A 26,512-nucleotide genomic window follows, 5' to 3' on the forward strand; every position below is an offset into this window, starting at 1 on the left:
ATCACACCCGGCGGTCGACGTACTCGTAGACGGAACCGTCCGGGTGCAGCGCGATCAGATTGCGGCCCGCCGGGGAGGCGAGGGGACCCGCGACGATGTGCGCGCCCAGGCCGGTGAGCACCCGGTGGGTCTCCTCGACGTCCCGCACGGCGATCGTCGCGGCCACCTTGCGCAGCACCTCCAGCTCGGCCGGCGGGCCGCTCATCAGCAAGAAGCAGCCGATCGCGGCCACTTGGACACCGCCCCGCTCGAAGCGCTGGGCCGTGCCGCCCGCCAGGCGCTCGTAGAACGGGATCGCGGTCTCGAGGTCGTCGACGCAGACGCGCAGGGTGGCACCCAGAATCTCCATGCCCACGAGCCTAGTTGGGCCGCCCGCGCGGGGAGATCGGTCCGCACGATCTCGCCGCGCCGGGGGGACACCCGCCTTGACCGGCCCGGGCGCGGGTACCCGCAGGGGCATGAAGCCGTTGGATCACCTGGAGCATCCGGACAAGCACCTGGTCGACGAACTGGCCCAGGTGGCGCGCGAGACCGTGCGTGAGGAACTGCGCGAGCAGACGCGCAAGCAGCGCCGCAGGGCCGCCCTCTACGCCGCGTCCGGCGCCCTCGCCCTGTACGCGGGCGCCGCCCTGGCGCTCGCCGTGGGCCTGGCCCTCGCCCTCGGCCTGCCCGACTGGGCCGCGGCGCTGATCACCGCCGCGGTCCTCGCCGTCGCGGCGTTCGTGCTGCGCGGCATGGCCCGCCCCTCGCGTCCGGGCCCCGGCCACGCGGCCGGCACGGCCCCGCGGGACGCGGACCGCGCCACCGGCGGCGTGCCCGGCCCGCCCGTGCCGCCGGCCCCGCCCGTCCCCGGTCCGGTGCCCCCGCGTCCCGCCCACGCACCGGACGTGCCCGGCACCGGGGCTTGACGCCGCTGTTTGCGGGGGTCAGGCGGACTGGAGCTGCGGCAGCACCTTCGTGCGGTAGAAGTCGAAGAAGCCGCGCATGTCCGGGCCGATCTGGTTGACGTAGATCATGTCGTAGCCCGCGTCGGCGAACTGCTTCAGCTCCGCCACGTGCTCGTCCACGTCGTCGCCGCACACCCGGTTCGCGCGCACCATGTCCTCGGTGACCAGCTGCTGCGCCTGCTCGAAGTGCTTGGGCGAGGGCAGCACCTGGCCCAGTTCCCCGGGCAGTTGCTCGTTCGCCCAGAGCCGGTGCACCGTGCGCACGGCCTCCTCCTTGTCGGTGCCGTAGCAGACCTTGGTGCCGCCGCTGACCGGCTTCCCGCCGCCCCCGCCCTTGCGGTACTGCTCCACCATCGCCTCGTCGGGCATCACCGAGATGTAGCCGTCGCCGACCCGGGCGGCCAGTTTCGTCGCGGCCGGCCCGAAGCCGGAGATGTCGATCGGCACCGGCTCGTCCGGGACCGTGTACAGGCGGGCGTTCTCCACGGTGTAGTGCGGGCCGTGGTGGTTGACCTCGTCGCCGGTGAAGAGCCGGCGCATGATCTGGATGGCCTCCTCCAGCATCTCCAGGCGCACGTGGGCCGGCGGCCAGTGGTCGCCCAGGATGTGCTCGTTGAGCGCCTCGCCCGAGCCGACCCCGAGCCGGAAGCGGTTGTCCGTCATCACCGCGCTGGTCGCCGCGGCCTGCGCCACCACCGCCGGGTGCATCCGCACGGTCGGGCAGGTCACGGCCGTCTCGATCGGCAGGGACACCGCCTCGGACAGCGCGCCGATCACCGACCAGACGAACGGGCTCTGGCCCTGCTCGTCGTTCCACGGGTGGTAGTGGTCCGAGATCCACAGCGCCTGGAAGCCGGCCTGCTCGGCCATCCGCGCCTGCTCGATCAGCTCGGCCGGGCCGAACTGCTCGCACGAGAGGAAGTATCCGTATCCGGGCATGGGGGAGTGCCTCCGTGACGTCGGCGGTCCGTAACCCGCACCGGGTACCCGACGACGGGGCCGGAAACCGGCGCCACCGGGGCGCAGGCCGCACACCGGACGTTTGGGTGTCCGGCCCAGGGGGACGCGGAAGGCTCCCGAGCCATGCCACAGCGCCGGAGGCGAGCGAACCGTGAGTCGACCCCGCATCGTGATCGTCGGTGCCGGTTTCGCCGGGTACCGCACGGCCCGCACCCTGTCCCGGCTCGCCCGGGGCCGGGCGCACATCACCCTGCTCAACCCCACCGACTACTTCCTGTACCTGCCCCTGCTGCCCCAGGTCGCCGCCGGCATCCTGGAACCGCGCCGGGTCACCGTCTCGCTGTCGGACACCCTGCGCGACGTCCGGCTGGTGCTCGGCCAGGCCGACCGGATCGACCTCGACGGGCGCACCCTGCACTACACCGGCCCCGAGGACGAGGAGGGCACGCTCGCCTACGACCGGCTGGTGCTCACCGCCGGCAGCGTCAACAAGCTCCTGCCGATCCCCGGCGTCGCCGAGCACGCGCACGGCTTCCGGGGGCTGCCCGAGGCGCTGTACCTGCGCGACCACGTGACCCGGCAGGTCGAGCTGGCCGCGGCCACCGACGACCCGGAGACCTGCGCCGCGCGCTGCACCTTCGTGGTGGTCGGCGCGGGGTACACCGGCACCGAGGTCGCCGCGCACGGGCAGATGTTCACCGACGCGCAGGTGCGCCGGCATCCGCTGCGGCGGGGCATGCGGCCGCGCTGGATGCTGCTGGACGTGGCGCCGCGGGTGCTGCCGGAGATGGACGAGAAGCTGTCCGCGACCGCCGACCGGGTGCTGCGGCAGCGGGGCGTGGACGTGCGCATGGGCACCTCCGTGCAGGAGGCCACGCACGACGGGGTCGTGCTCACCGACGGCGAGTCCGTGGCGACCCGGACCCTGGTGTGGTGCGTGGGCGTCCGGCCCGACCCGCTGGTGGAGTCCCTCGGCCTGCCGACGGAGCGGGGCAGGCTGCTGGTCGACCCCCATCTGCAGGTGCCCGGGCGGCCCGAGGTGTTCTCCTGCGGCGATGTGGCCGCCGTGCCCGATCTGGAGAAGCCGGGCGGCTACACGCCGATGACCGCGCAGCACGCCTGGCGGCAGGGCAGGGTCGCGGCCGAGAACGTCGCCGCGTCGCTGGGACCGGGCGGGCAGCGCAAGGCCTACCGCCACCGCGACCTCGGCTTCGTCGTCGACCTGGGCGGGGCCAAGGCCGCCGCCAATCCGCTCGGCGTGCCGCTGTCCGGCGTGCCGGCCGGGGCGGTGACCCGCGGCTACCACCTGGCCGCCATGCCCGGCAACCGGGTCCGGGTGGCCGCCGACTGGCTGCTGGACGCCGTACTGCCGCGGCAGGCGGTGCAGTTGGGGCTCGTACGGTCCTGGTCCGTGCCGCTGGACACCTCCTCGCCGGAGGTCGCCCGGGTCGCGGGCGGTCCCGGCCGGCGGCAGCAGGCCGGCACGGGCTCGGGACCGGGAGCGGCCCTCGCCTCGGACACGGACGGGGACGACCGGCGGGACACCCGGCCGGGCGGGGAACCCGCGAAGAACCAGCCCGGTGGGGGACCCCCCGGGCCCGGCCCCGCACCCGGCCCCGTCAAACGCACCGACGCCCCGGACGGCAAGCGCACCCCAGACCCGGACGACCCGCGCACCGGCGCCCCGGACGACCCGCGCACCGACGACCTTGACGACTCCGCGAAAGGAGACTCATGAACACCGGTGAACTCACCGACCTCGGACAGCAGTTGCGCGTCGACAGCGTCCGCGCCGCCGCGGCGGCCGGCTCAGGGCATCCGACCTCCTCGATGTCCGCAGCCGACCTGATGGCGGTCCTGTTCGCGCACCACTTCCGCTACGACTTCGACCGCCCGGCCCACCCCGGCAACGACCGCTTCGTGCTGTCCAAGGGGCACGCCTCCCCCCTGCTGTACGCCGCCTACAAGGCGGCGGGGGCCATCGACGACGAGGAACTGCTCACCTTCCGCAAGCTCGGCAGCCGCCTCGAAGGGCACCCCACCCCCCAGCGGCTGCCCTGGGTGGAGACGGCCACCGGCTCGCTGGGCCAGGGCCTGCCCGTCGGCGTCGGCATCGCGCTGGCCGGCAAGCGCCTGGATCACGCCGGCTACCGCACCTGGGTGATGTGCGGGGACAGCGAGCTGGCCGAGGGCTCCGTGTGGGAGGCCGCCGAGCACGCCGGGTACGAACGCCTGGACAACCTCACCGTGATCGTCGACGTCAACCGCCTCGGCCAGCGCGGCGCCACCCGGCACGGCCACGACCTGGACGCCTACGCCCGCCGCTTCCAGGCCTTCGGCTGGCACACCGTCGAGATCGACGGCCACGACGTGGACGCCGTCGACCGGGCGTACGGGGAGGCCGCCTCGACCCAGGGGCAGCCCACCGCGATCCTGGCCCGCACGCTCAAGGGCAAGGGCGTCGAGGCCGTCCAGGACCGCGAGGGCCTGCACGGCAAGCCGCTGCCGGAGGCCGAGGACGCCATCGCCGAACTCGGCGGCCCCCGGGACCTGCGTGTCCAGGTGCGCGAGCCGGCCGCCGCGCGCATGCTGCACTCCGTCCACACGGGCGACTTCGAGCTCCCGACGTGGGACGAGGGCGAGGACGTCGCCACGCGCAACGCCTTCGGCGAGGCCCTGGCCGCCCTCGGCACCGGCCGCGGCGACGTCGTCGCCCTCGACGGCGAGGTCGGCGACTCCACCCGGGCCGAGTTCTTCGCCAAGGAGCACCCCGAGCGCTACTTCGAGTGCTACATCGCCGAGCAGCAGCTGGTCGCCTCCGCCGTCGGCCTCGCCGCCCGCGGCTGGGTGCCGTACGCCACCACGTTCGCGGCCTTCCTGACCCGTGCGTACGACTTCATCCGCATGGCGTCCGTCAGCGGGTCGGGCATCAACCTGGTCGGCTCCCACGCGGGCGTCGCCATCGGCCAGGACGGGCCGAGCCAGATGGGCCTGGAGGACCTGGCGATGATGCGGGCCGTGCACGGCTCGACCGTGCTGTACCCGTGCGACGCCAACCAGACCGCGCGGCTCGTCGGCGCGATGGCGGGTCTGGAGGGCGTGCGCTACCTGCGCACCTCACGCGGCGAGAGCCCGGTGATCTACGGCCCGGACGAGGACTTCCCGGTCGGCGGGAGCAAGGTGCTGCGCTCCTCCGGCGAGGACCGGCTGACGCTCGTCGCCGCCGGCGTCACCGTGCACGAGGCGCTCGCCGCGGCCGACGCCCTGGCGCAGGAGGGCATCGCGGTGCGGGTCGTCGACCTGTACTCCGTCAAGCCCGTCGACGCGGCCACGCTGCGCCGGGCCGCCGAGGAGACGGGCTGCCTGGTGACCGTGGAGGACCACCACCCCGAGGGCGGACTCGGCGACGCGGTCCTCGACGCGTTCACCGACGGGCGTCCCGTACCGCGCCTGGTGCGGCTCGCCGTCCGCTCGATGCCGGGCTCGGCCTCCCCGGAGGAGCAGTTGCACGCCGCGGGCATCGACGCGGAGTCGATCGCGGCGGCCGGGCGGCTGCTGGTGGAGGAGGCGGTCGTGCGGTGAGCGGCGCCGACGGCACGCGCAAGGTGCGGGCGGGCCGCCGCACGGTGGAGGTGCACCGGCCGGACAAGGTGCTCTTCCCCGGCGGCGGCGACGCCAAGGAGTACACCAAGGGCGACCTGGTGGACTACTACCGGGCCGTCGCGCCCTTCATGCTGCCGCACCTGCGCGGGCGCCCGCTGATGCTGGAGCGCCACCCGGACGGCGTCGACGGGCCCGTGTTCATGCAGAAGAACACCCCGGACCACTACCCCGACTGGATCGCCCGCGCCGAGCTGGCCAAGGAGGGCGGCACGGTGTGCCACACCGTGTGCGACGACACGGCCACCCTGCTGTACCTGGCCGACCAGGCGAGCATCACGCTGCACCGGTGGCTGTCCCGGGCCGCTCGCCCCGACCACCCCGACCGGTTGGTCTTCGACCTGGACCCTTCCCCCGTGCCTGAAGGGCCCGGGGGGACCCCCGGGGCCGACTTCGAGTCCGTACGCGAGGCCGCCCGGCTGCTCGGGGAGCTGCTCGACGCACTGAAACTGCCCTCGGCCCTGATGACCACCGGCTCGCGCGGGCTGCACGTGATCGTGCCGCTCGACGGGCGGCACGACTTCGACGAGGTGCGCGCCTTCGCCCGGGACGTCGCCGGCACCCTCGCCGACGCCCACCCCGACCGGCTCACCACCGCCGCCCGCAAGAAGGACCGCGGTGACCGGCTCTACCTCGACATCCAGCGCAACGCCTACGCCCAGACAGCCGTGGCGCCCTACACGGTCCGGCCCCGCCCCGGCGCACCCGTGGCCACCCCGGTCACCTGGGACCAGCTCGACGATCCCGCCCTCGGCGCCCGCAGCTTCACCGTCGCCGACGCGGTGGAGCAGGCCCGCACCGACCCCTGGGCGGGGCTGCTGGAGCGCGGCCGGGCGCTCGGACCGGCCCGCCGCAGGCTGGACGCCCTGCGCGGCTGAGCCACCCGGCCGCCCCGGCGGCCGGCGGGTGTCAGATGCATGTGTCCTGAGAGGTTTGGCGAACAGGCTTGCGGCCACACGGAGGGGGAGGTGGCCATGTCGAACACAAAAAACACTCAAGACTCACAGGATTCACAGGAGTCGCAGGACTCCCGCGAACCCCGGAAGACCAGCAGGTCGACGAGCAGGTCGGCCGGCAGGTCGGACGACAACCAGACATCCCGCAAGCGGCCGAGCCCCATGGAGGTGCTGCGTCAGGCGCGCGGCCAGCTCGCCGAACTCACCGGCATGGAGGCCGAGTCCGTGTCGTCCTTCGAGCAGACGGAGGAGGGCTGGTCGCTGGAGGTCGAGGTACTCGAACTCGAGCGCGTGCCCGACACGATGAGCCTGATGGCGAGCTACCAGGTGGAGCTCGACCCCGAGGGGCAGCTGACGGGTTACAAGCGCGTCCGCCGCTACGAACGCGGCCGTTCCGACGCGCGCAGGGGAGGCGGCCGCTAGGCCGCCCGCACCGACCCGCACCCGAACACGAGGAGGAACACCCGGCATGACTGTCGTACCGGCACAGCAGTCCGGCGGCGGAGGCGGCAGCAGCGGTCTCTACGACGTGCTCGAACTCGTTCTTGACAGGGGGCTCGTCATCGACGCATTCGTGCGCGTCTCCCTGGTCGGCATCGAGATCCTCAAGATCGACGTCCGTGTGGTCGTCGCCAGCGTCGACACCTATCTGCGCTTCGCGGAGGCGTGCAACCGGCTCGACCTCGAGGCCGGTCCGCGCAAGGACCCGGGCCTGCCCGACCTGGTCGGCGAGATCACCGAGTCCGGTGCCCGAGGCAAGTCCAAGGGGGCGCTGTCCGGCGCCGCCGAGACCATCTCCGACGCCTTCAAGCAGGGGCGCGGCGAGAGTGAGTCCGAATCGCGTCCGCGGGCCCGCAAGACGGCGTCCCGCCGGAAGGAGGAGCAGGAGTGAGCACCTACGTCTACGGCATCGCGGCGAGCTCGCACCCGGCCCTCCCGGAGGGCATGGGCGGTGTCGGTGACCCGCCCCGCGAAGTGCGCATCCTGCGCGAGGGCGACCTGGCGGCCGTCGTGAGCGAGGCTCCCGAGAACCTGCGGCCCAAGCGCAAGGACCTGCTCGCGCACCAGAACGTGCTCAGCGAGGCCGGCGCGGCCGGCTGCGTGCTCCCGATGCGGTTCGGGAGCGTCGCCCCGGACGACCACTCCGTCACCGCGGTGCTCGCCGAGCGGGCCGAGCACTACAAGGAGCGGCTCCAGGCGCTGGACAACCGGGTCGAGTACAACGTCAAGGCCAACCACGTCGAAGAGGCCGTCCTGCACCAGGTGATGGCGGAGAGCCCCGACATCCGCGGCCTGGCCGAGGCCAACCGGCAGGCCGGCGGCGGAAGTTACGACGACAAGATCCGCCTCGGCGAGATGGTCGCCGCCGCCGTCAAGGCCCGTGAGGCCGAGGACGGGGCCGCGGTGCAGCGCGCCCTGGACGGGGTCGCCGACGACGTCAGCGTGGGCCCCGAGTCCACCGGCTGGCTGGCCAACGTGTCGTACCTGGTCGACCGGGACGCGGCGGAGTCGTTCCTGGCCGCGGTCGAGCGGGTGCGCAAGGACATGCCGCACCTGGAGGTGCGGGTCAACGGCCCGCTGCCGCCGTACAGCTTCGTCGAGCCGGGCCCGTCCGAGCCGGCCGGCACCGCCGCGGGTGGCACGGACACCGGAGCGGGGTGACGACGTGGGCCTGATCTCTGAGGTGCTGCTGCTGCCGCTCGCACCGGCACGCGGCAGCGCCTGGGCCATCAAGCAGGTCGTCCAGGAGGCCGAGCGGATCTACTACGACCCCGCGACGATCCGGGCCGAGCTGGCCCGACTGGAGGAGCAGCTGGAGGCCGGGGAGATCACGGAGGAGGAGTTCGACCGGCAGGAGGACGAACTCCTCGACCGGCTGGAGACCGCTTCGCGCCGAGGCGCGGGAACAGGTAACGGGACAACACAATGAACCGAATGGGACTGGGTCTCGCCGTGGGGGCCGGATACCTCCTCGGACGGACCAAGAAGCTCAAGATGGCAGTCGCCGTCGGCGGACTGGTGGCCGGCAAGAAGCTGAACCTGAGTCCGCGCATGGTCGCGGACCTGGTCCAGCAGCAACTGAAGAACAATCCGCAGTTCAAGGAGATCGGCGACCAGCTGCGGGGCGAGCTGCAGGGGGTCGGCAAGGCCGCTTCCGGCGCCCTGGTCGAGCGCCAGCTCGACGCGCTCGCCGACCGGCTGCACGGCCGTACCGCCCAGATGCGGGAGCAGCTCTCCGGCGGGGGCTCCGGCCGCCGCGACGAGGACGCGGACGACGCACACGAGGACGAGGAGCCCGAGGGCGAGGAGCCCGAGGACTCCGGCGGCGAGGAGGACGAGGAGGAGCCGGAGGGCGGCCGGGCCCCCGCGAAGAGGGCTCCGGCGAAGAAGGCCGCCAAGAAGGCTCCCGCCAAGAAGGCCCCCGCGAAGAAGACCGCGGCGGCCCGCCGGACGGCGGCGAAGAAGACCGCGTCCGCCGGGAAGGCGGCCGCGGGGAACCGGGGCGGCGGCAGCCGCTCCCGGCAGCCGAAGGGAGGCGGTGAGGAATGACCGACACCCTCGGATCGGCGAAGTCCGCCGCGAACGGAGCGTCGAAGAACCCGTTGGCCGACGTGGCCCACAGCGAGGCCGTCGACCGGCTCAAGGCGGAGGTGCAGGAGTACCTCGCCGCGAAGGCCACGCACATGCTGACCGGTGTGGGCCGCAAGCTCGGCGAGACCACGGGCAAGCTGAACGACATCGCCGAGGGCAACAGCCCCGGCCTCGGCAAGCTCGCCCTGTCCGGTGGCCGCAAGCTCGCGGAGGGCAAGAGCCCGCTGCGGGCCGCGGTGGAGACCGGCGGCTCGGCCCTGAAGGACAAGGTCACCGGCGCCTTCAAGAACCTGGGCGGCGGCGGCAAGAAGGGCAAGGGCCGCTCCGGCAACAAGCCCACGGTGATCATCGAGCACATCGACGTGGGCGTGCCCCTGCGCACCGCCTACGACCAGTGGACGCAGTACCAGGACTTCAGCACCTTCGCCAAGGGCGTCAAGAGCGCGAGCCGCGACGACGACACCCACTCCGACTGGCAGGCGAAGATCTGGTGGTCCAACCGCAGCTGGAAGGCGAAGACGACCGAGCAGATCCCCGACGACCGCATCGCGTGGACGTCGGAGGGCGCCAAGGGCACCACCAAGGGCGTCGTCTCCTTCCACCGGCTCACCGACAACCTGACCCGGGTCCTGCTGGTCATCGAGTACTACCCCTCCGGCCTCTTCGAGAAGACCGGCAACATCTGGCGCGCCCAGGGCCGCCGGGCCCGGCTCGACCTGAAGAACTTCGTCCGCTTCATCACCATCAAGGGCGAGGCCGAGGACGGCTGGCGCGGCGAGATCCGCGACGGCGACGTCGTCAAGAGCCACGAGGACGCCGTCGCCGAGGAGGAGGAGCAGGAGGAGTCCGGTTCCGAGGACGAGGAAGCCGGCGACGAGGGCCCCGAGGCCGAGGCGTCGCAGGACGACGAGCCCGAGGACGAGTACGACGAGGACGACGAGGACGAGGACGAGGACGAGGACCGTCCGGAGGGCGAGTACGACGACGAGCCCGAGGACGAGGAGGAGGACGAGGAGCAGCCCGAGGGCGAGGACGAGGACCGGCCCCAGGGCGAGTACGACGACGAGGACGAGGAAGCGGACGAGGAGGCACCCGCGGACGAGTACGAGGACGACGAGTACGAGGACGAGCGGCCGGAGGAGGACGACGAGCAGGCCGACGAGTACGAGGACGACGAATACGAGGACGAGGACGAGCCCGAGGACGAGCCCGAGGACGAGCCCGAGGCCGAGCAGGCCGGGCGCGGGGGCCGGCGATGACGACGCCCAGCAGGATGCCCGAACCCTACGGCCAGGGGAGCGGCGCCAATCTCGCCGACATCCTGGAGAGGGTGCTGGACAAGGGCATCGTCATCGCGGGCGACATCCGCATCAACCTGCTCGACATCGAACTGCTGACGATCAAGCTGCGGTTGATCGTCGCCTCGGTGGACAAGGCGAAGGAGATGGGCATCGACTGGTGGGAGACCGATCCCGCCCTGTCCTCGCGGGCCCGCCGCGACGAACTCGCCCGCGAGAACGCCGAGCTGCGCGAGAGGCTGGCCCGGCTGGAGGAACTGGAACCCGGCCGTACGGAGAAGGAGGAGGCACCGTGACCGGACTGCGGTACGTCTACGCCGTCTGCCGCCCCTTCGGGACCCCGCTCCAGGCCCAGTTGACGGGGGTGGCGGGGGACCCGCCCCGGGCGCTGACCCACCGCGGACTCGTCGCCGTGGTGAGTCACGTGCCCGAGCGGGACTTCGCCGAGGAAGCGCTGCGCTCCCACCTGGAGGACCTGGACTGGCTCACCGCGACGGCCCGCGCCCACCAGGGTGTGATCGACGCGCTCACCACCGTCACGACACCGCTGCCGCTGCGTCTGGGCACCGTCTTCCACGACGACAGCGGTGTGCGGAGCATGATCGAGGCCCGCGAGGACGACTTCCGCAGCACGCTCGACCGGCTGGAGGGCCGCGTCGAGTGGGGCGTGAAGGTGTACGCCGAGTCCGAACCGCAGGAGAGCGCCGAGCCCGCGCAGAAGCCCGCCTCGGGCCGGGACTACCTGCTGCAGCGGCGCATGCGCACCAAGTCGCACGAGGAGATGTGGCAGCGGGCCGAGGCCTTCTCGACGCGGCTGCACGAGCAACTGTCCGCCTTCGCCGAGGACGCCCGGCTGCACGCCCCGCAGAATCCCGCGCTGTCCAAGGCGTCCGGCCGGAACGTGCTGAACGCGGCCTACCTCGTGCCGCGCGCGCACTCCGAGGAGTTCGTGGAGCTGGTGGACCGGACGAAGGGCGAGGCGCCGGGTCTGCGGGTCGAGGTCACCGGCCCGTGGGCGGCCTACTCGTTCGCGGGGGAGGCCACGACACCGTGACCGTAGTGGAACGCCGCGAGGTCGCCCTGGTGGACCTGCTCGACCGGCTGCTCGCCGGCGGCGTGGTGATCACGGGGGACGTCACGCTGCGCATCGCCGACGTCGACCTCGTCCGCATCGACCTCAACGCGCTGATCAGCTCGGTGAACGCCCAGGTGTCGTCACCGTTCGAGGAGTCGCCGTGACCACCCCCGAAGGCCCCGTGCCCGCCCCGAAGCCCAAGCGCATGGACCTGGAACCCGACACCGTCGAGCGCGACCTGGTCAAGCTCGTCCTGACGGTGGTGGAGCTGCTGCGCCAGCTCATGGAGCGCCAGGCGCTGCGCCGGTTCGACGTGGGCGACCTGACCGAGGAGCAGGAGGAGCGGATCGGCCTGACGCTGATGCTGCTGGAGGACCGCATGGCGGAACTGCGCGACCGCTACGGACTGCGGCCGGAGGACCTCAACCTCGACCTCGGGCCGCTCGGCCCGCTGCTTCCCCGGGAGTGATCCGCGCTCCGGACGGCACCGCCGGACGACGTCTCCCTGCGAAAAGGGCGCCCCGAAGCGGGCGCCCTTTTCGGTTCACTCCTCTTTTCGGCAGAGGATCTCCCCGTGCAGGACGCCGAACCACCCGTCCTCCCGCGCGCCCCACGCCCGCCATGCACGGGACACACCCCGCAGTTCCTCCTCGCCGGCGTGCCCGCCACCCAGCGCCCGGTCCGCGTAGGCCGAGGCGAGCGTCCGGTCGACCCACAGCCCGCTCCACCACGCCCGCTCCTCGGGCGTGGCGAAGGTCCAGGTGCCCGAGCTCGCCGTGACGTCCGTGAACCCGGCCCGCAGCGCCCACGCCCTCAGCCGTCGCCCGGCGTCCGGCTCCCCGCCGTTGGCCCGGGCGACCCGGCGGTACAGGTCCAGCCAGGCGTCGAGCCCTTCCGAGGCCGGGTACCAGGTCATCGCCGCGTAGTCGGCGTCCCGCACGGCGACGAGCCCTCCCGGCCGGGTCACCCGGCGCATCTCCCGCAGCGCGCGGACGGGATCGCCGACGTGCTGGAGGACCTGGTGGGCGTGGACCACGCAGAACGTGTCGTCCGGATAGTCGAGCGCGTGCACGTCGGCGACCGCGAAATCGGTGTTGCGCAGCCCTCGCGCGTCCGCCGTGGCGCGGGCCTGCTCCAGGACGGCCGGTGCCAGGTCGACGCCCGTGACGTGCCCGTCCGGCACTCGTTCCGCCAGGTCGGCGGTGATCGTGCCCGGCCCGCAGCCGATGTCCAGGACCGTCATGTGCGGTGCGAGCGAGGGGAGCAGGTAGGCGGCCGAGTTGGCGGCGGTCCGCCAGGTGTGCGAACGCAGTACGGACTCGTGGTGCCCGTGCGTGTAGACGGCGGTCTCCCGGGGTTCCGGCATGGCGGGTCCCAGCCCTTCCGATCGGTTCGGCAGGACATCACCGTACGCCGCCCGACCGCATGGTGAGACCCCCCGTCTCTCTGTGTGAGACGCGTCCGAGCGGAGAGCCCGGGGTCGGCAGCCGGCACCGGAAGGCGTTGCGTAATGGGTTTGCCCGGGCCGCTGCCCGGCCCGGACAATCGCGCCCATGGGTCATCTCGAAGCCGCGCACCTGGAGTACCACCTGCCCGACGGACGGGCGCTGCTCGGCGACGTCTCGTTCCGGGTGGGGGAGGGGGCCGTCGCGGCCCTCGTCGGCCCGAACGGCGCCGGCAAGACGACCCTGCTGCGGCTGCTCTCCGGTGAGCTGAAGCCGCACGGGGGCTCCGTGACCGTCGGCGGCGGACTGGGCGTGATGCGGCAGTTCGTCGGATCCGTGCGCGACGAGACGACCGTGCGGGACCTGCTGGTGTCGGTGTCCGCGCCCCGCATCCGCGAGGCCGCCCGCGCCGTGGACGCCGCCGAGCACGCCATAATGACCGTCGACGACGAGGCCGCGCAGCTCCGGTACGCCCAGGCCCTGGCCGACTGGGCCGAGGTCCGCGGCTACGAGGCGGAGACGCTGTGGGACATGTGCACCACGGCCGCCCTCGGCGTCCCCTACGACAAGGCGCAGTGGCGGCTGGTCCGGACGCTGTCCGGCGGCGAGCAGAAGCGGCTGGTGCTGGAGGCGCTGCTGCGCGGCACCGACGAGGTGCTGCTCCTCGACGAGCCGGACAACTACCTCGACGTGCCCGGAAAGCGCTGGCTGGAGGAGCGCCTCGCCGAGACCCGCAAGACCGTCCTGTTCGTCTCGCACGACCGCGAGCTCCTCGCCCGTGCCGCCCAGCGCCTCATCTCGCTGGAGCCGGGGCCCGCCGGAGCGGACGCGTGGGTGCACGGCGGCGGCTTCGCCACCTTCCACGAGGCCCGGCGCGAGCGGTTCGCCCGGTTCGAGGAACTGCGCCGGCGCTGGGACGAGAAGCACGCCCAGCTGAAGAAGCTCGTGCTGAACCTGCGCCAGGCCGCCGCGGTCAGCCACGAGATGGCGTCCCGGTACGCGGCCGCCCAGACCCGGCTGCGCAAGTTCGAGGAGGCCGGCCCGCCGCCCGAGCCGCCGCGCGAGCAGGACATCCGGATGCGCCTGAAGGGCGGCCGTACCGGCGTCCGGGCCGTCACCTGCGAGCAGCTGGAGCTCACCGGCCTGATGCGCCCCTTCGACCTGGAGGTCTTCTACGGGGAACGGGTCGCCGTCCTGGGCTCCAACGGCTCCGGCAAGTCCCACTTCCTGCGCCTGCTCGCCGGCGAGGACGTGGCGCACACCGGGCAGTGGAAGCTCGGCGCCCGGGTGGTGGCCGGCCACTTCGCCCAGACGCACGCGCACCCGGAGCTGCAGGGCCGCACCCTGCTGGACATCCTGTGGAAGGAGCACGCGCAGGACCGGGGCGCGGCGATGTCCCGGCTGCGCCGCTACGAGCTCACCCAGCAGGCCGAGCAGACCTTCGAGCGCCTGTCCGGCGGCCAGCAGGCCCGCTTCCAGATCCTCCTGCTGGAACTGCAGGGCGTGACCGCGCTGCTGCTCGACGAGCCGACCGACAACCTCGACCTGGAGTCCGCCGAGGCGCTCCAGGAAGGGCTGGAGTCGTTCGAGGGCACGGTCCTCGCGGTCACGCACGATCGCTGGTTCGCCCGCTCCTTCGACCGCTACCTGGTGTTCGGCAGCGACGGCCGGGTGCGGGAGAGCCCGGAGCCGGTCTGGGACGAACGAAGGGTGGAGCGGGCCCGCTAGGGCCGCTCCCCCCCCCCCCGGGCGGCTCACTTCCAGCGCAGGAGCGCCCCCAGGCCGCCCACCGGCACCTCCTGCGCCGAGACCGCCAGGGCGGGCGCGTCGGTGGCGACCGCGCAGCGGATCAGCGCGTCGTCCGCCCGGGCCGGCCAGGCGTGCTGCTCGCCGAAAGCCTGCAGGTCCGTGCGCCGCACCGCGAGCTGGCCGGGGTCCTCGCCGATCCACACCTCCTGGTGCGCGTCCGGACCGTCCACCCGGACCAGCAGCTCGTCGATGCGGTGCTCCCGCGCCGCCTCCACCAGCGCCGGCACGCCCTCGACGGCCCCGGCGCGTCCTTCGCCGTCCGGGGTGCGCGCGGCGCGGAACCGGTCCAGCTCCGTCTCGGTCAGCTCCCTCACGCGCTCGGCACGGATGCGCTCCACGTCCTCGTCCAGCAGCCGGCTGCCCGCGCCGTGCGGCGCCTCCACGGCCCTGCCGAGCAGCCGCTTGGGCAGCCGCTCGTGCACCGCCCGCCGCTCGCGCTGCTCACCGACGAGGATCAGCAGGTCGGCGCCCGTCTCCTCCTGGCAGACGGCGAGCGCGTCGGCGATCTCCGCGGCGTTGTGCTCCCAGGTGTTCTCCACGCGCAGCTGGAAATGCCGCTCGGACCAGCCCCCGGTGCTCGTCCGGTGGACCGGCCACTGCCGTCCGCTGACACCGCCCGCCTCCTGGCTGCCCAGCGCGTTGCGCAGTTCGAAGTCGGCGCCCTTGCGGTCGATGTAGGCCACCACGCACAGCGGGTCCTCGCCGGCCAGGTCGAGCAGGGGGGCGACCCGGGGCAGCGACGCCCATTCGGCCCAGTCCCCGCCCTGCGGCGGACGGACCAGCGCCGCGTCCAGGACGATCTCGCCGTCCCGGGCGAACAGGGCCCGCCCGTGCGGGTCGGAGGAGCGCCGCAGATCCTCGATCGCCCCCTGCACGGCCCGGCACGTCTCCTGGTCCGCGCCTTGGTCGGCCAGCTGCCCGGCCAGGGCCTGTGCCGTCAGCCGCCGCTCGTGCCCGGTGTCCTCCGTCTGCCGTGACGTGTCCACGTACACGGAGGCCCAGGGGCCGGGGTGTTCGTACAGTGGGTGCAGAAAAGCGAGATCCATGGCTCCCTCCCGGGTGCCTCTCGGGGGTGGTGCTCGTTGCTCCCGGGGCGGGTACCCGGACCGCATGAACGAAATCGACGAGCGGGGCGACACGATGACCGGAGTGGACCCTGACCGGCTGGACGACCAGCAGCTCATGAAAGAGCTGGAGACCATCCACCGCACGCGCCACGACACACTGCTGTACGGCTCGAACGACGCGCTGCGCGCCCACAACGAGCGCATGGCGCAGCTCGAGGGCGAGTACCTGCGCCGCAACCCCCAGCGTCCGGTGGCCGCCGGCCGCACCCGCGAGGGAGCCCGGGAGCGCACGAGCGGGGAGTCGGCGACCCCCACGACACCCGGCACCTGAACCCGGCCCGGGAAGCCCACGGCGGTACGGAACCCGGGCACTCGCCGGTACGGCACCGCACCCCTTCGGGCCGGTGCCGTACACGGCTTCGTCGTCCGACAGGCCGCGCTCTCGCGTCAGGCCGCGTTCTTGGCGAAGACCTCCAGGAAGGTCTCGCAGAACGCCTTCAGGTCGTCCGGCTTGCGGCTGGTGACCAGCTTGTTCGCCCCGTGGTCGCAGACCTGGACCTGCTGGTCGACCCAGGTGCCGCCCGCGTTGCGGATGTCCGTCTGCAGACTCGGCCACGAGGTCAGCACCCGGCCGCGTACGACGTCCGCCTCGACCAGGGTCCACGGCGCGTGGCAGATCGCCGCGACCGGGCGGCCCTGCTCGAAGAAGTCCCGCACGAACGCGACGGCCTTGTCGTCCATCCGCAGGAAGTCCGGGTTCGCCACGCCGCCGGGCAGCACCAGCGCGTCGAACGACCCGGGCGTGCTCTCGCCCACCACCTCGTCGACGGGGAAGGTGTCGGCCTTGTCGAGGTGGTTGAACGCCTGGATCTCGCCTTCCTGCGTCGACACCAGCACGGGCTCGTGGCCCGCGTCCTTCACGGCCTGCCACGGATCGGTCAGCTCGACCTGCTCGACGCCCTCGGGTGCGACCAGAAATGCAATGCGCATGATGTTCCTCGTCCTTTCTCGTCCTGCGTGTACGAGTCGTTGTTCGCGTGGTGTGGCTGTTTTCCCGGGGGATCGCCCGGGCGGTCAGGTGCCGGCGTGACCGTCCGGCTCGGCGCGGCTGATGTCGGCGAGGGCCGAGTCGGGGTCCTCGGCCGCCGCGAGGTCGCCGAGGCTGACGACCCCGACCGGGAGCCCGTTCTCCACCACCGGCAGCCGGCGCACCGCGTGCTCGCGCATCAGCGTCACCGCGGTCGCCACCCGGTCCTCCGGCCCCACCGTGACCGGGTCCTTCGTGCACACGCTCTGCACGCTCACCGTCGTCGGGTCGAGGCCGTCGGCGACCGCCCGCACGGTGATGTCCCGGTCGGTGAGCACACCGATCACGTCCTGCCCCTCGGCCACCACCACGTCGCCGATGTTCTGCGTCCGCATCAACTGGGCCGCCTCCACCAGCGAGGCGTCGGGGCGCACGGCGACCACGCCCGGGGTCATCACGTCCTTCACGTACTCGGCCATCCGCGGGCCTCCGTCCCCTTCCCGGCCGTGCGGGGGGGGGGCGGGCGGGCGCCCCCGCCCCCCCCCCCCGGGGGCCCCCGGCCCCCCCCCCGCCGGGGGGCCCCGCGCCCCCCCCCCCCCGGGGGCCCCCCCGGGGCCGGGGGGGGGGGGCGGCGCCGCGGGCCCCCGGCGGGGGGTACCCCGCTCCTCACCTTCGCCGCCCACCGGGGGGCGCCCCCCCCCCCCCCGGGGGGGGGGGGGGCCGGCGCCCCCCCCCCCCCCACCCCCGAAGCGGTTCCTCACGCGTACTCCTCCGGGCCGGTCTCCCGGGCCCGGACCACGGCCTGGGCCAGCTCCTGGACCGTGCCGTAGCGCTCCTGCCGCGGCAGTAGCGCTACGGCCTCGACCAGCGAGTCGGGCGCCTGCCCGGCACGCAACGCGCGGACCAGCTCCCGCGAGGTCGCGGGGAACGCCCTGCGGCCCAGGACGCGGGCCAGGTCCAGCCGCACCGACTCCAGGGGGCCCGGGTCCCGGCCCGGTGTCACCGGCCCGTACGCCACCTCCGGGTCGTCCTCGGCGTACGGCTCGGGGTCGTTCCACTCCTCCGCCCGGGTGGGATGCCCGGACCTGAGCAGACCCTGCAGTTCGTGCTTCATCTCGTCGTCCCGGTGGACGCTCAGCCGGTCGTTTCCTCGCTGCATGTCTCCCTCCAGACCTTCGGGGGCCCGCACCGCGTACCCGAACACCGCCGGCCGACACCGCCGGGAAGCACCGGATCGCCACGCTGCGCACCGGTTTGCGCCCGGCCCTGCGGGAGACCCGCACCGCACCCCCCCCACACGGATCCGGGGAAGGACCCGTCATGGCGATGCTCGCTGTGCTCATCCCGCTGGTCATGCTCGCGGTGGTGCTCGTGCTGGGCCGGTACGAGGAGCTGCTGCTGCCGGGGGAGGAGGCCGACCGGCCCGAACCGGCCGGCGCGCCCCCCGCCCCGGCGGTTACCGCCGCGCCCGCCCCGGCAGGAACTCCTGCATCTTCGCCTTGAGGCCCTGCTTGACCACCGATCCCCGGTCGGCGTCGCCCTTCAGGAGCGACGCCGCGGTCGCCTCCATCTGCTCCCAGGTGGCGTGCGGCGGGACCGGTGGGACGGCCGGATCGGTGAGGAACTCGACCACCGCGGGCCCGTCCGCCTCCAGCGCGGCCCGCCAGGCCGCCTCCACGTCCCCCGGCTTCTCCACGCGGATGCCGGTCAGGCCCAGTGAGCGGGCGAACTCGGCGTAGGGCACGTCCGGAAGCTCCTGCGAGGGCAGGAACGACGGAGCACCGCCCATGGCCCGCAGCTCCCAGGTGACCTGGTTCAGGTCGCGGTTGTTCCACACCGCGAACACCAGCCGCGGATCGTCCCACCGGTGGCGGTACTTCGCCGCCGTGATCAGCTCCGCCAGCCCGTTCATCTGCATCGCCCCGTCCCCCACCAGGGCGATGACCGGCCGGTCGGGGTGGGCGAACTTCGCCCCGATCGCGTACGGCACCGCGCAGCCCATCGAGGCCAGCGTGCCGGAGAGCGAGCCGCGCATGCCCGGCCGCATCGACACGTGCCGGGCGTACCAGTTCGCCGTCGAGCCCGAGTCGCACGTGACGACCGCGTCGTCCGGCAGCAGCGGGGACAGTGCGCGCGCCACGTACTCCGGGTTGACCGGATCGGCCTCCAGCCGGGCCCGCCGCTCCATGACCTCGTGCCAGTGCCGCACGTTGTCGCACACCGTGTCGTACCACTCGCGTCCGCGTCCGCCCTCGATCAGGGGGATCAGCCGCTCCAGGGTGGCCCTGGCGTCACCGACCAGGTTCACCTCGTACGGATAGCGCATCCCGATCATGTGCGGGTCGATGTCGATCTGCACCGCCCGAGCCGCGCCGAACTCCGGCAGGAACTGCGAGTAGGGGAACGACGAGCCGATGGTCAGCAGCGTGTCGCAGTCCCGCATCAGCTCGTACGACGGACGCGTGCCCAGCAGGCCGATCGAGCCCGTGACGTACGGCAGTTCGTCGCTGACGACGTCCTTGCCCAGCAGCGCCTTGGCGACGCCCGCGCCGAGCAGCTCGGCGATCCGCTCCACCTCGGCCCGCGCACCGGCCGCGCCCTGGCCGACCAGAATGGCCACCTTGTCACCGGAGTTGAGGATCTCCGCCGCCCGGCGCACGGCGTCGTCGGAGGGCACGGCCGTCCACGCGCTGCGGTCCAGGCTGGAGGGCACCATCTTGAACGCGTGCGGCGGAGGGGACCAGTCGAGCTCCTGCACGTCGCCGGGGATGATGACGGCGGTCGGGCAGCGGCGCGCGTACGCGGTGCGGATCGCCCGGTCCAGCACGTTCGGCAGCTGCTCCGGGACCGTCACCGTCTCCACGAAGTCGGAGGCGACGTCCTTGAACAGCGCGTGCAGATCCACTTCCTGCTGGTAGGAGCCGCCCATCGCGCTGCGGTGCGTCTGCCCGACGATCGCCAGCACCGGGACGTGGTCCAGCTTGGCGTCGTACAGGCCGTTCAGCAGATGGATCGCGCCGGGCCCGGACGTCGCCACGCACACGCCGAGCCGCCCGCCGAACTTGGCGTAGCCGACCGCCTGGAACGCCGACATCTCCTCGTGCCGCGCCTGCACGAACCGCGGCTCGTCCTCCGCCCGTCCCCAGGCCGCGAGCAGCCCGTTGATGCCGTCCCCGGGGTAGCCGAAGACCTGCTCCACCCCCCACTGCCGCAGCCTGTGCAGGACGTGGTCGGCGACCTTGGTGCCCATGGGCGACCTCCCGTGACGCAGCGGAACGAAGTCCTACGGGTCACCGCACGCGCACACCGGAAACCCGATACGTGTTTGCGTCGGCCGGGGAGGGGCACGCGGATGCAAGTGCTTCGGCCCGGAGGCACGCCCGTGGGAGCGGCCCAGCCGCCGCAGGCCCCGCCCGGTCCGGCCGGACCGGCGCTTCGCTCCCCGCGGTGACCGCCCGTCCCGCAGCACCCAGCAGGGAAATGGGGACGCATCATGCCGACCCGCTCCGGTGCCAAGCACCCCCACCACGACGCCCCCGACACAGCGGAGGCATTCGCCCGTCTCACCTCCATGCCCGCCGGTCCCGAACGCGACGCCCTGCGCGACGCCCTGGTCGAGGCCTGGCTGCCGATGGCGGACCGGCTCGCCGGCCGCTTCCGCAGCCGCGGCGAGAGCTACGAGGATCTGCGCCAGGTCGCGGCCCTCGGCCTGGTCAAGGCCGTCGACCGGTACGACCCCGCGCGCGGCAACGCCTTCGAGAGCTACGCCGTGCCCACCGTCACCGGCGAGATCAAGCGGCACTTCCGTGACCACATGTGGACCCTCCATGTGCCCCGCCGCGTCCAGGAACTGCGCAACCGCGTGCGCTTCGCCACCCGCGAGCTGTCCCAGACCTCACCCGGCCACCGGCCCACCGTCCCGGAGATCGCCGCCCACACGGGCATGAGCGAGGAGGACGTCCGCACCGGCCAGGAGGCACTGGAGAGCTTCACCGCCCTCTCCCTCGACGCGGAACTGCCCGGCAGCGACGACGGCTACTCGCTGAGCGACGCCCTGGGCACGCCCGACCCCGCCCTGGACACGGTGGTGGACCGCGAGGCCGTGAAGGCCCGCCTGGCGGCACTGCCCGAGCGTGAGCGGGCGATCCTGTACATGCGCTTCTTCGGGGACATGACCCAGAGCCGGATCGCCGAAGAGCTTGGCATCTCGCAGATGCACGTGTCCCGGCTGCTCAGCCGGTGCTGCGGGCGGGTGCGGGAGCAGGTCATGCGGGACGTGGCCCAGGCGGACTCCGCGTCACCCGATCGGCGGGCGCCGTCCCGCTAATGGGGTCCCGTTCCGCGCGGCGGCGACCGGGGCGGGCTGTCATGGCAGAGGGGCATGACGAACGAAGGAGTCCCCTCCATGCGCCGCACCCTGCAGGCCCTCACCGTCACCGCCGTCGCCGGAACCGCCCTGGCGGGCTTCACGCCCGCCTGGGCCGAACCGGCCGTCGAGGTCACTCCCGCCACCGTGGAACCCGAGGGCACGCTCACCGTGTCGGTCCGCTGCGATCCGACGGGCGGGCCCCCGCCCGGGAGCATCGAGGCGACCTCCGAGGCCTTCGCCGACGGCACGGTGGCGCTGCGCCGCGTCGGCGGCGGGAGTGCCGCCGGCCACGGGGCCGCCCAGTGGAGTGCCGGACCGGCCCGCCCCGGCACGGCGGCGCCCGCCTCGGCCGCGAGCGAGGAGGACACCGACCCGCTCGCGGAGGACGCCGAGGTCCTGGGCGAGGACGCCGGGCTTCTCGGGGAGGACGCCGAGGCCCTGGAGGAGGACGCCGGGCTTCTCGCGGAGGACGGCGAGCTGCTGGGAGAGGACGCCGAGCTGCTGGGAGAAGAGGAAGATCTCCTCGGCGAGGACCCCGAGGCGCTGGGCGAGGACCCCGAGACGCTCGGCGGGGGATCCGCGTGGACGGATGACGGCGGTGCCGGCACCGGCGCCGAGGGGGCCGCGCCGGTCTACCGCGGCACCGCCACCGTCGCCCCGCTCGAGGACCTCCAAGGCTCGCACCCCGGCGGGAAGGACACGGCGTGGACCGTCGACGGCACCTGCCCGGCGCCCCCCGGAGGCCGGGGCAAGGAGTGGAGCGCGACCTTCACCGTCCGGCACGGCTCCGGCCCCCACCCGCCGACGCACCAGCCCTGCCCGCAGCCCTCGGCCGGTCACGAAGCGGGCCGGACCGACTGCGGCGAGGCGCCGGTACGGCGCGGGGTACGGGCCGGCGACGGCGGTGCGTTCACCGACTCCGTACCGGCGCTGGTCGCGGGCGGTGTCCTGATCGCGGGTGCTCTGGGCGCCGCGGCGCACCGGCTGCGCACCCGCCGGAGCGACCCGTACCGCTGAACCGGCCCGCGGCGCACGCGGCACCGGACCGGGACCGCGCGGACGGCGCACACGGCCACCGGCACAGCGGCGGACCCGGACCACCCGGACAGCGCGCCCGGCCACCGGCACGGCGCGCCGGACCACCCGCAGGGCGCGTCCGGCCGCCGGCAAGGGGCGCCCAGCCACCGGCACCAGGCACACGGACCACCCGTGCCGCTCGGCCGGGACGCGCGCCCGGCGCCCGCCGGACGCGCGCGAGCCCCCCGCTTCCCCGGCCCGGCCCCGATCATGCTGTGACCGTCACGACCCGCCGCGGACCCATGAGCCGGGGCCCGCGTGGGTACTCAGAGGCCGTGGAGGCCCGGCCGCACCCAAAGGACCCGCGGGGGACGGGGGAGCGGAGCGGCGCACGCGCCGAGGCGGCACCACACGGCGGCACCAGGCACTGCGGAGGTACGGATGCTGCGGACGGACCCGCAAGGCCACGGCCCCGTCCGGTTCGGGCCCCCGCTCCCGGACGACGGGCTGCCGGTCCTGCCGGAGCTGTCCGCCGTCCTCTCCGCCGCCGCGGCCCGCGGCGGCCACGAACCCGTCGGCGCAGGTGCCGCCCTGCGGGAGGCCGCCTGCGGCTACTGGGACCGGCGCGGACTGCACTGCGACCCCTCCCGCGTCGCCGCCGCACCCGGCGCCCCGACCCTGCTGCTCGCCCTGACCGCCGCCCTCGGCGGTGATGTCCTGGTGCCCCGGCCCTGCGCCGCCTGGTGGGCGCCCTACGCCCGGCTGCTGGGCCGCCCCGCCTTCCACGTGCCGACCTCACCGGAGAGCGGCGGCGTCCCCGATCCCTACGCCCTGCTGGAGACCGTGCGCCGGGTCCGGGCCGAGGGAGGCGACCCGCGGCTGCTCGTGCTGTCCGTCGCCGACGACCCCACGGCCGGTGTCGCCCCGCCCGAGCTGCTGCACGAGACCGTCGAGGCCGCCCAGGACGAGGGCCTGCACCTGGTCAGCGACGAGACCTGGCGCGACACGCTGCACGACCCGCACGACACGGTGCTGCTCAGCCCCGCCGAGATGCTGCCCGACCGGGTGACGGTCGTCAGCGACCTGGCCGGAGCGCTGCTCCCGCCCGGCTGGCCGGCCGCCGTCGCGCGCTTCCCGGCCGGGGACGGCGGCGAGGGCCTCCACGCGCGCGTGCTCGACGTGCTCACCGCCCTCGACGCCCGGGTCGCGGCCCCGGTGGCCGCGGCCGCCGCGTACGCCCTGACCGAGCCGGAACCCGTCGCCGCGCGCGTCGCCGCCACCGTGCGCCTGCACGCGCGCCTGGCCGCCGCCGCGCACTCCGCCGTCGTCGGGGCGGGGGCCCTGGCCCGGCCCCCGCAGGCCGGGCGCCACCTGTACGTCGACCTCGCCCCGCTGCGCGACGCGCTGAGCGCGCACGGCGTCGGCGACGCCCAGGAACTGGAGGACTTCCTCACCGACCGCCTCGGCATGCCCGCCCCGGGCGGCCACCGCTTCGGCGACGACCTCCAGGCCCCGCGCGTGCGGTTGTGCACCGGCGCGCTGCTGACCGGCTCCGACGCCGAGCGCGCGGAATGCCTCACCACCCCCGCGCCGTTGGAACTGCCGCACGTGCAACGCGCGTTGATCACCCTCACGTCGGTCTTCGACGACCTCCGCGACGACGCTCAGCGATGGGAGCCTCCGCGATGACGCAGCAGTCCGAGTCGGCCACGAGCACCACGGCACCGGGAGCGGACGCCCCGGCCCTCCCCTCGCCCCTCGCACCGACCGTCCCGCCCCTGGCCGAACCCCGGCCGCTCGCCGAGCGCCGCGTGTGGCCGCGGACCTTCCACGACCGGCTGACCGCCCCGCTGCCGGGCCTCAAGGCCATGGCCCGCTTCGCCCGCGAGGGCGCCGTACGACCCGGCCCCGAGGGTCTCGCGGACATCCCCCGGCTGCCCTACGCCCCGGCCCCCCTGCCCCGCGTCGGCGCCCGCACCGTCGCCGTCACCTGGGCCGGGCACGCCAGTTGGGTCCTGCGGATCGGCGGGCTGACGGTCCTCACCGACCCGGTCTGGTCCCGCCGCATCCTCGGCACGCCGGCCCGCATCACGCCCGTCGGCGTGCCCTGGGAGGACCTGCCCCGGGTCGACGCCGTCGTCATCAGCCACAACCACTACGACCACCTCGACGCCCCCACGCTGCGCCGACTGCCCAGCGACACCCCCGTGTTCGTCCCGGCCGGGCTCGCCCGCTGGTTCCACCGCCGCCGCTTCACCCGCGTCACGGAGCTGGACTGGTGGGAGGCGGCCGAACTGGACGGCGTCCGCTTCGACTTCGTGCCGTCCCACCACTGGTCCAAGCGCACCCTCACCGACACCTGCCACAGCCTGTGGGGCGGCTGGGTCCTCACCGACCGGGACGGCCGGCGCGTGTACTTCGCGGGCGACACCGGCTACGGCCACTGGTTCGCCCGCATCGGCGGCCGCTACCCGGGCATCGACCTCGCGCTCCTGCCCATCGGCGCCTACGACCCGCGCTGGTGGCTCAGCGACGTGCACTGCGACCCGGAGGAAGCGGTGCGGGCCGCCCAGGACCTCGGCGCGGCCCGGATGGCGCCCATGCACTGGGGCACGTTCGTGCTGTCCGCCGAACCGGTCATGGAGCCGCTGACCCGCGTGCGCGCCGCCTGGGAGAAGGCGGGCCTGCTCCGCGAGAACCTGTGGGACCTGCCGGTGGGCGGTTCCAGGATCCTCCAGTAGCCCTCCGGGAGCCGGGCCTCCGAAGGGCGGGCGCCCACCTGGACGGCCCCGCCGCGGCCACCCCGGCCGTCAGAGCACTACCGTGCCCGCCGCACCCGCCGCACCCGCCGCACCAGACCCGGCACCACGCTGATCAGCAGGGTCAGCCCGATCGCCGCCACCACGCCCTCCCACGGCTCGGCGAACAGCGAGCCGCCCAGGATCCCGATCAACTGGTACGTCACCGCCCAGGCCAGACAGGCCGGCAGGTTCCCCCGGGAGAACCTCCGCAGGGGCCACTCGGCCAGCAGGCAGGCCAGCATCACCGGGATGCGCCCCGCAGGCACCAGCCGGGACAGCACCAGCACGGCGACCCCGTGCGAGGCCAGCTTCTCCTGCGCCTGCTCCAACCGGTCCTCCGGTGCCCGCCTGCGGATCCCCTCCAGCCACCGCGAGCCGTTCTTCGAGCCCAGCCCGCGCCGCCCCAGCCAGTACAGCGCGGCGTCCCCCAGGAACGCGGCCAGCGACGCCGTCACGAACACCATCGCCAGCGAGAACGGCGCCGTCCGGTGCAGCGCCACGACCGCCGCCGAACTCACCAGCGCCCCGGTCGGGATCACCGGCACCAGTGCCCCGGCCAGCACCAGGACGAACAGCGTCGGGTACCCGATCGCCTGCTGCGTGGTCTCCGGCACGACGGACGCCGGGGTGACGGCCGACGCCGCGAGCAGGGACACCCCCGCGGACCAGCTCACCGCGCGGCCTCCGGCCGCACGCTCTCCCCGTGCTCCAGCCGGTGCACCGCCACCCCGGGCGCGTGCCGGGCGGCCAGCCGCACGAACTCCTGCCCCGGCGTGTGGAACTCGTGGGGCCGCACGGCGTCCATGCCGATCGGCCAGTACGTGCCGTAGTGCACCGGCACGGCACTGCGCGGCGCGAGCCGGGCCAGCGCCTGTGCCGCCCGGCCGGCGTCCAGGTGCCCCTCGCCCAGGTACGGTCCCCAGCCGCCCACCGGCAGCAGGGCCACCTCGACCGGCCCGACCTCCTTCGCCATCTCCTCGAACAGGCCCGTGTCCCCGGCGAAGTAGGTCCGGGCCTCGCCGGATATGACGTAGCCGAGGGCGGGGGAGCGGTGCGGCCCGAACGGCAGCCGCCGCCCGTCGTGCCGCGCCGGCACGGCCCGTACGACGAGGTCGCCGACCCGTGTCTCGTCCCCGGGCGCCACCTCGCTCATGCGCAGGTGCGTGAGCCGGCGCAGACCGGGCACGGCCCGGCGCGCGCCCCGGGGCACGAGCAGGCGCGTGCCCGGCTCCAGGCGCATCAGGGACGGCACGTGCAGGTGGTCGGCGTGCAGGTGGGAGACCAGGGCCACGTCGGCGCGGTGGGCGGCGGGCGGGGGCGGCGCCCCGCGCCGGCGCCGCAGATGCGCGAGCCGGCGTGCGAACAGCGGGTCGGTGAGAACCCGTACGTTCGAGTCCTCCACCGTGCAGGTGGCGTGACCCCACCAGGTGATCTCCACCGGCACTCCTCTGCCTCCTTCGCGCGACTCCCCGAAGCCTACGTGCAGGAG

General features: G+C 74.0%; 31 protein-coding genes. 21 read left to right on the top strand and 10 right to left on the bottom strand.

Annotated elements, in window-relative coordinates:
• Position 1: 1 nt before the first annotated feature.
• The gene (locus ACFYWG_RS23735) at positions 2-349 is read right to left on the bottom strand and encodes a VOC family protein (RefSeq protein ID WP_333934216.1); all 348 of its coding nucleotides are present in this window, start codon (positions 347-349) and stop codon (positions 2-4) included.
• A 109-nt stretch (positions 350-458) separates the two neighbouring features.
• Between ACFYWG_RS23735 and ACFYWG_RS23740 the strand changes: the two genes are divergently transcribed.
• A complete protein-coding gene (locus ACFYWG_RS23740; RefSeq protein WP_389203371.1) occupies positions 459-908 on the top strand; it encodes a phage holin family protein in 450 nt (149 codons plus the stop codon).
• Between the two features lie 18 nt (positions 909-926).
• Here ACFYWG_RS23740 and ACFYWG_RS23745 read toward each other — a convergent pair whose 3' ends face one another.
• A complete protein-coding gene (locus ACFYWG_RS23745) occupies positions 927-1,886 on the bottom strand; it encodes an LLM class F420-dependent oxidoreductase (protein ID WP_376324086.1) in 960 nt (319 codons plus the stop codon).
• 172 nt (positions 1,887-2,058) lie between these two features.
• Between ACFYWG_RS23745 and ACFYWG_RS23750 the strand changes: the two genes are divergently transcribed.
• From ACFYWG_RS23750 to ACFYWG_RS23810, 13 genes are all read left to right on the top strand, one after another.
• Positions 2,059-3,645: an NAD(P)/FAD-dependent oxidoreductase gene (locus ACFYWG_RS23750; protein ID WP_389203373.1), complete on the top strand. Its 1,587-nt coding sequence runs from the start codon at positions 2,059-2,061 to the stop codon at positions 3,643-3,645.
• Positions 3,642-5,489 carry a transketolase gene (locus tag ACFYWG_RS23755; RefSeq protein ID WP_389203375.1) on the top strand — a complete coding sequence of 616 codons (1,848 nt, stop codon included), beginning with the start codon at positions 3,642-3,644 and terminating at the stop codon, positions 5,487-5,489. Before ACFYWG_RS23750 ends, ACFYWG_RS23755 begins: the two co-directional genes overlap by 4 nt.
• Complete coding sequence (ligD, locus tag ACFYWG_RS23760) at positions 5,486-6,445, top strand: non-homologous end-joining DNA ligase (protein WP_389203378.1); 960 nt, start codon at positions 5,486-5,488, stop codon at positions 6,443-6,445. The genes ACFYWG_RS23755 and ligD overlap by 4 nt, the downstream gene beginning before the upstream one ends.
• Before the next feature lie 96 nt (positions 6,446-6,541).
• The gene (locus ACFYWG_RS23765; RefSeq protein WP_385415239.1) at positions 6,542-6,946 is read left to right on the top strand and encodes a gas vesicle protein; all 405 of its coding nucleotides are present in this window, start codon (positions 6,542-6,544) and stop codon (positions 6,944-6,946) included.
• Positions 6,947-6,992: 46 nt separating this feature from the next.
• Positions 6,993-7,415 (top strand): gas vesicle structural protein GvpA, encoded by a 423-nt coding sequence (locus tag ACFYWG_RS23770; RefSeq protein WP_376324095.1) that lies wholly within the window; start codon positions 6,993-6,995, stop codon positions 7,413-7,415.
• Positions 7,412-8,185, top strand: coding sequence for a GvpL/GvpF family gas vesicle protein (locus ACFYWG_RS23775; protein WP_383507590.1), 774 nt, complete (start codon positions 7,412-7,414; stop codon positions 8,183-8,185). Before ACFYWG_RS23770 ends, ACFYWG_RS23775 begins: the two co-directional genes overlap by 4 nt.
• 4 nt (positions 8,186-8,189) lie before the next feature.
• Complete coding sequence (locus ACFYWG_RS23780) at positions 8,190-8,453, top strand: gas vesicle protein GvpG (RefSeq protein ID WP_376324098.1); 264 nt, start codon at positions 8,190-8,192, stop codon at positions 8,451-8,453.
• On the top strand, positions 8,450-9,073 hold the full coding sequence (locus ACFYWG_RS23785; RefSeq protein ID WP_383507586.1) for a DNA primase: 624 nt from the start codon (positions 8,450-8,452) through the stop codon (positions 9,071-9,073). The genes ACFYWG_RS23780 and ACFYWG_RS23785 overlap by 4 nt, the downstream gene beginning before the upstream one ends.
• Positions 9,070-10,374 carry an SRPBCC family protein gene (locus tag ACFYWG_RS23790; RefSeq protein WP_389203382.1) on the top strand — a complete coding sequence of 435 codons (1,305 nt, stop codon included), beginning with the start codon at positions 9,070-9,072 and terminating at the stop codon, positions 10,372-10,374. Before ACFYWG_RS23785 ends, ACFYWG_RS23790 begins: the two co-directional genes overlap by 4 nt.
• A complete protein-coding gene (locus ACFYWG_RS23795; RefSeq protein WP_376324103.1) occupies positions 10,371-10,709 on the top strand; it encodes a gas vesicle protein in 339 nt (112 codons plus the stop codon). The genes ACFYWG_RS23790 and ACFYWG_RS23795 overlap by 4 nt, the downstream gene beginning before the upstream one ends.
• The gene (locus tag ACFYWG_RS23800) at positions 10,706-11,467 is read left to right on the top strand and encodes a GvpL/GvpF family gas vesicle protein (protein WP_389203384.1); all 762 of its coding nucleotides are present in this window, start codon (positions 10,706-10,708) and stop codon (positions 11,465-11,467) included. The genes ACFYWG_RS23795 and ACFYWG_RS23800 overlap by 4 nt, the downstream gene beginning before the upstream one ends.
• The gene (locus ACFYWG_RS23805) at positions 11,464-11,652 is read left to right on the top strand and encodes a gas vesicle protein (RefSeq protein ID WP_333934199.1); all 189 of its coding nucleotides are present in this window, start codon (positions 11,464-11,466) and stop codon (positions 11,650-11,652) included. Before ACFYWG_RS23800 ends, ACFYWG_RS23805 begins: the two co-directional genes overlap by 4 nt.
• A 41-nt stretch (positions 11,653-11,693) precedes the next feature.
• Positions 11,694-11,957, top strand: a complete 264-nt coding sequence (locus ACFYWG_RS23810; protein WP_333934413.1) for a gas vesicle protein K — start codon at positions 11,694-11,696, stop codon at positions 11,955-11,957.
• A 75-nt stretch (positions 11,958-12,032) separates the two neighbouring features.
• On the opposite strand, the gene ACFYWG_RS23815 is transcribed toward ACFYWG_RS23810, so the two are convergent.
• The gene (locus ACFYWG_RS23815; RefSeq protein ID WP_389203386.1) at positions 12,033-12,854 is read right to left on the bottom strand and encodes a class I SAM-dependent methyltransferase; all 822 of its coding nucleotides are present in this window, start codon (positions 12,852-12,854) and stop codon (positions 12,033-12,035) included.
• Between the two features lie 187 nt (positions 12,855-13,041).
• Between ACFYWG_RS23815 and ACFYWG_RS23820 the strand changes: the two genes are divergently transcribed.
• Positions 13,042-14,661 carry an ABC-F family ATP-binding cassette domain-containing protein gene (locus ACFYWG_RS23820; RefSeq protein WP_385415248.1) on the top strand — a complete coding sequence of 540 codons (1,620 nt, stop codon included), beginning with the start codon at positions 13,042-13,044 and terminating at the stop codon, positions 14,659-14,661.
• A 26-nt stretch (positions 14,662-14,687) separates the two neighbouring features.
• Here the strand turns inward: ACFYWG_RS23820 and ACFYWG_RS23825 are convergent, their stop codons facing one another.
• A complete protein-coding gene (locus tag ACFYWG_RS23825) occupies positions 14,688-15,788 on the bottom strand; it encodes a Vms1/Ankzf1 family peptidyl-tRNA hydrolase (protein WP_389203388.1) in 1,101 nt (366 codons plus the stop codon).
• Between the two features lie 64 nt (positions 15,789-15,852).
• Here ACFYWG_RS23825 and ACFYWG_RS23830 point away from each other — a divergent pair, with 64 nt between their 5' ends.
• A complete protein-coding gene (locus ACFYWG_RS23830) occupies positions 15,853-16,140 on the top strand; it encodes a DUF6158 family protein (protein WP_376324113.1) in 288 nt (95 codons plus the stop codon).
• A 116-nt stretch (positions 16,141-16,256) separates the two neighbouring features.
• Here ACFYWG_RS23830 and ACFYWG_RS23835 read toward each other — a convergent pair whose 3' ends face one another.
• The 3 genes from ACFYWG_RS23835 to ACFYWG_RS23845 form a co-directional block, all read right to left on the bottom strand.
• Entirely contained in the window at positions 16,257-16,799 is a 543-nt protein-coding gene (locus ACFYWG_RS23835; RefSeq protein ID WP_389203391.1) for a type 1 glutamine amidotransferase domain-containing protein, read from the bottom strand.
• Positions 16,800-16,883: 84 nt separating this feature from the next.
• Positions 16,884-17,315: a CBS domain-containing protein gene (locus ACFYWG_RS23840; RefSeq protein WP_383507562.1), complete on the bottom strand. Its 432-nt coding sequence runs from the start codon at positions 17,313-17,315 to the stop codon at positions 16,884-16,886.
• A 278-nt stretch (positions 17,316-17,593) separates the two neighbouring features.
• On the bottom strand, positions 17,594-17,995 hold the full coding sequence (locus ACFYWG_RS23845) for a DUF2795 domain-containing protein (RefSeq protein WP_389203393.1): 402 nt from the start codon (positions 17,993-17,995) through the stop codon (positions 17,594-17,596).
• 161 nt (positions 17,996-18,156) lie between these two features.
• Here ACFYWG_RS23845 and ACFYWG_RS23850 point away from each other — a divergent pair, with 161 nt between their 5' ends.
• A complete protein-coding gene (locus ACFYWG_RS23850; RefSeq protein WP_376324120.1) occupies positions 18,157-18,339 on the top strand; it encodes a hypothetical protein in 183 nt (60 codons plus the stop codon).
• Here the strand turns inward: ACFYWG_RS23850 and ACFYWG_RS23855 are convergent.
• Positions 18,293-20,086 carry a thiamine pyrophosphate-requiring protein gene (locus ACFYWG_RS23855; RefSeq protein WP_389203395.1) on the bottom strand — a complete coding sequence of 598 codons (1,794 nt, stop codon included), beginning with the start codon at positions 20,084-20,086 and terminating at the stop codon, positions 18,293-18,295. The genes ACFYWG_RS23850 and ACFYWG_RS23855 overlap by 47 nt on opposite strands.
• Positions 20,087-20,329: 243 nt before the next feature.
• Between ACFYWG_RS23855 and ACFYWG_RS23860 the strand changes: the two genes are divergently transcribed.
• The 4 genes from ACFYWG_RS23860 (at position 20,330) to ACFYWG_RS23875 (ending at position 24,963) form a co-directional block, all read left to right on the top strand.
• Positions 20,330-21,163 (top strand): RNA polymerase sigma factor SigF, encoded by an 834-nt coding sequence (locus ACFYWG_RS23860; RefSeq protein ID WP_389203397.1) that lies wholly within the window; start codon positions 20,330-20,332, stop codon positions 21,161-21,163.
• 78 nt (positions 21,164-21,241) lie between these two features.
• Positions 21,242-22,222 (top strand): hypothetical protein, encoded by a 981-nt coding sequence (locus ACFYWG_RS23865; protein ID WP_389203399.1) that lies wholly within the window; start codon positions 21,242-21,244, stop codon positions 22,220-22,222.
• 441 nt (positions 22,223-22,663) lie between these two features.
• A complete protein-coding gene (locus ACFYWG_RS23870) occupies positions 22,664-23,911 on the top strand; it encodes an aminotransferase class I/II-fold pyridoxal phosphate-dependent enzyme (RefSeq protein WP_389203401.1) in 1,248 nt (415 codons plus the stop codon).
• On the top strand, positions 23,908-24,963 hold the full coding sequence (locus tag ACFYWG_RS23875) for an MBL fold metallo-hydrolase (RefSeq protein ID WP_389203403.1): 1,056 nt from the start codon (positions 23,908-23,910) through the stop codon (positions 24,961-24,963). Before ACFYWG_RS23870 ends, ACFYWG_RS23875 begins: the two co-directional genes overlap by 4 nt.
• A gap of 77 nt (positions 24,964-25,040) precedes the next feature.
• Here the strand turns inward: ACFYWG_RS23875 and ACFYWG_RS23880 are convergent, their stop codons facing one another.
• Positions 25,041-25,697, bottom strand: coding sequence for a DedA family protein (locus tag ACFYWG_RS23880; protein ID WP_389203405.1), 657 nt, complete (start codon positions 25,695-25,697; stop codon positions 25,041-25,043).
• Complete coding sequence (locus ACFYWG_RS23885) at positions 25,694-26,467, bottom strand: MBL fold metallo-hydrolase (RefSeq protein ID WP_376324133.1); 774 nt, start codon at positions 26,465-26,467, stop codon at positions 25,694-25,696. The genes ACFYWG_RS23880 and ACFYWG_RS23885 overlap by 4 nt, the downstream gene beginning before the upstream one ends.
• Between the last annotated feature and the right edge of the window lie 45 nt (positions 26,468-26,512).

This window comes from Streptomyces sp. NPDC003456 (assembly GCF_042878735.1).
In the GTDB taxonomy this organism is placed as follows: Bacteria; Actinomycetota; Actinomycetes; order Streptomycetales; family Streptomycetaceae; genus Streptomyces.

Coding starts and splice junctions, on each gene's coding strand:
- ACFYWG_RS23735 (WP_333934216.1), bottom strand. CDS start 349: ATGGAGATTCTGGGTGCCACCCTGCGCGTCTGCGTCGACGACCTCGAG.
- ACFYWG_RS23740 (WP_389203371.1), top strand. CDS start 459: ATGAAGCCGTTGGATCACCTGGAGCATCCGGACAAGCACCTGGTCGAC.
- ACFYWG_RS23745 (WP_376324086.1), bottom strand. CDS start 1,886: ATGCCCGGATACGGATACTTCCTCTCGTGCGAGCAGTTCGGCCCGGCC.
- ACFYWG_RS23755 (WP_389203375.1), top strand. CDS start 3,642: ATGAACACCGGTGAACTCACCGACCTCGGACAGCAGTTGCGCGTCGAC.
- ACFYWG_RS23765 (WP_385415239.1), top strand. CDS start 6,542: ATGTCGAACACAAAAAACACTCAAGACTCACAGGATTCACAGGAGTCG.
- ACFYWG_RS23770 (WP_376324095.1), top strand. CDS start 6,993: ATGACTGTCGTACCGGCACAGCAGTCCGGCGGCGGAGGCGGCAGCAGC.
- ACFYWG_RS23785 (WP_383507586.1), top strand. CDS start 8,450: ATGAACCGAATGGGACTGGGTCTCGCCGTGGGGGCCGGATACCTCCTC.
- ACFYWG_RS23790 (WP_389203382.1), top strand. CDS start 9,070: ATGACCGACACCCTCGGATCGGCGAAGTCCGCCGCGAACGGAGCGTCG.
- ACFYWG_RS23795 (WP_376324103.1), top strand. CDS start 10,371: ATGACGACGCCCAGCAGGATGCCCGAACCCTACGGCCAGGGGAGCGGC.
- ACFYWG_RS23810 (WP_333934413.1), top strand. CDS start 11,694: ATGGACCTGGAACCCGACACCGTCGAGCGCGACCTGGTCAAGCTCGTC.
- ACFYWG_RS23815 (WP_389203386.1), bottom strand. CDS start 12,854: ATGCCGGAACCCCGGGAGACCGCCGTCTACACGCACGGGCACCACGAG.
- ACFYWG_RS23820 (WP_385415248.1), top strand. CDS start 13,042: ATGGGTCATCTCGAAGCCGCGCACCTGGAGTACCACCTGCCCGACGGA.
- ACFYWG_RS23825 (WP_389203388.1), bottom strand. CDS start 15,788: ATGGATCTCGCTTTTCTGCACCCACTGTACGAACACCCCGGCCCCTGG.
- ACFYWG_RS23830 (WP_376324113.1), top strand. CDS start 15,853: ATGAACGAAATCGACGAGCGGGGCGACACGATGACCGGAGTGGACCCT.
- ACFYWG_RS23835 (WP_389203391.1), bottom strand. CDS start 16,799: ATGCGCATTGCATTTCTGGTCGCACCCGAGGGCGTCGAGCAGGTCGAG.
- ACFYWG_RS23840 (WP_383507562.1), bottom strand. CDS start 17,315: ATGGCCGAGTACGTGAAGGACGTGATGACCCCGGGCGTGGTCGCCGTG.
- ACFYWG_RS23845 (WP_389203393.1), bottom strand. CDS start 17,995: ATGCAGCGAGGAAACGACCGGCTGAGCGTCCACCGGGACGACGAGATG.
- ACFYWG_RS23850 (WP_376324120.1), top strand. CDS start 18,157: ATGGCGATGCTCGCTGTGCTCATCCCGCTGGTCATGCTCGCGGTGGTG.
- ACFYWG_RS23855 (WP_389203395.1), bottom strand. CDS start 20,086: ATGGGCACCAAGGTCGCCGACCACGTCCTGCACAGGCTGCGGCAGTGG.
- ACFYWG_RS23860 (WP_389203397.1), top strand. CDS start 20,330: ATGCCGACCCGCTCCGGTGCCAAGCACCCCCACCACGACGCCCCCGAC.
- ACFYWG_RS23865 (WP_389203399.1), top strand. CDS start 21,242: ATGCGCCGCACCCTGCAGGCCCTCACCGTCACCGCCGTCGCCGGAACC.
- ACFYWG_RS23870 (WP_389203401.1), top strand. CDS start 22,664: ATGCTGCGGACGGACCCGCAAGGCCACGGCCCCGTCCGGTTCGGGCCC.
- ACFYWG_RS23875 (WP_389203403.1), top strand. CDS start 23,908: ATGACGCAGCAGTCCGAGTCGGCCACGAGCACCACGGCACCGGGAGCG.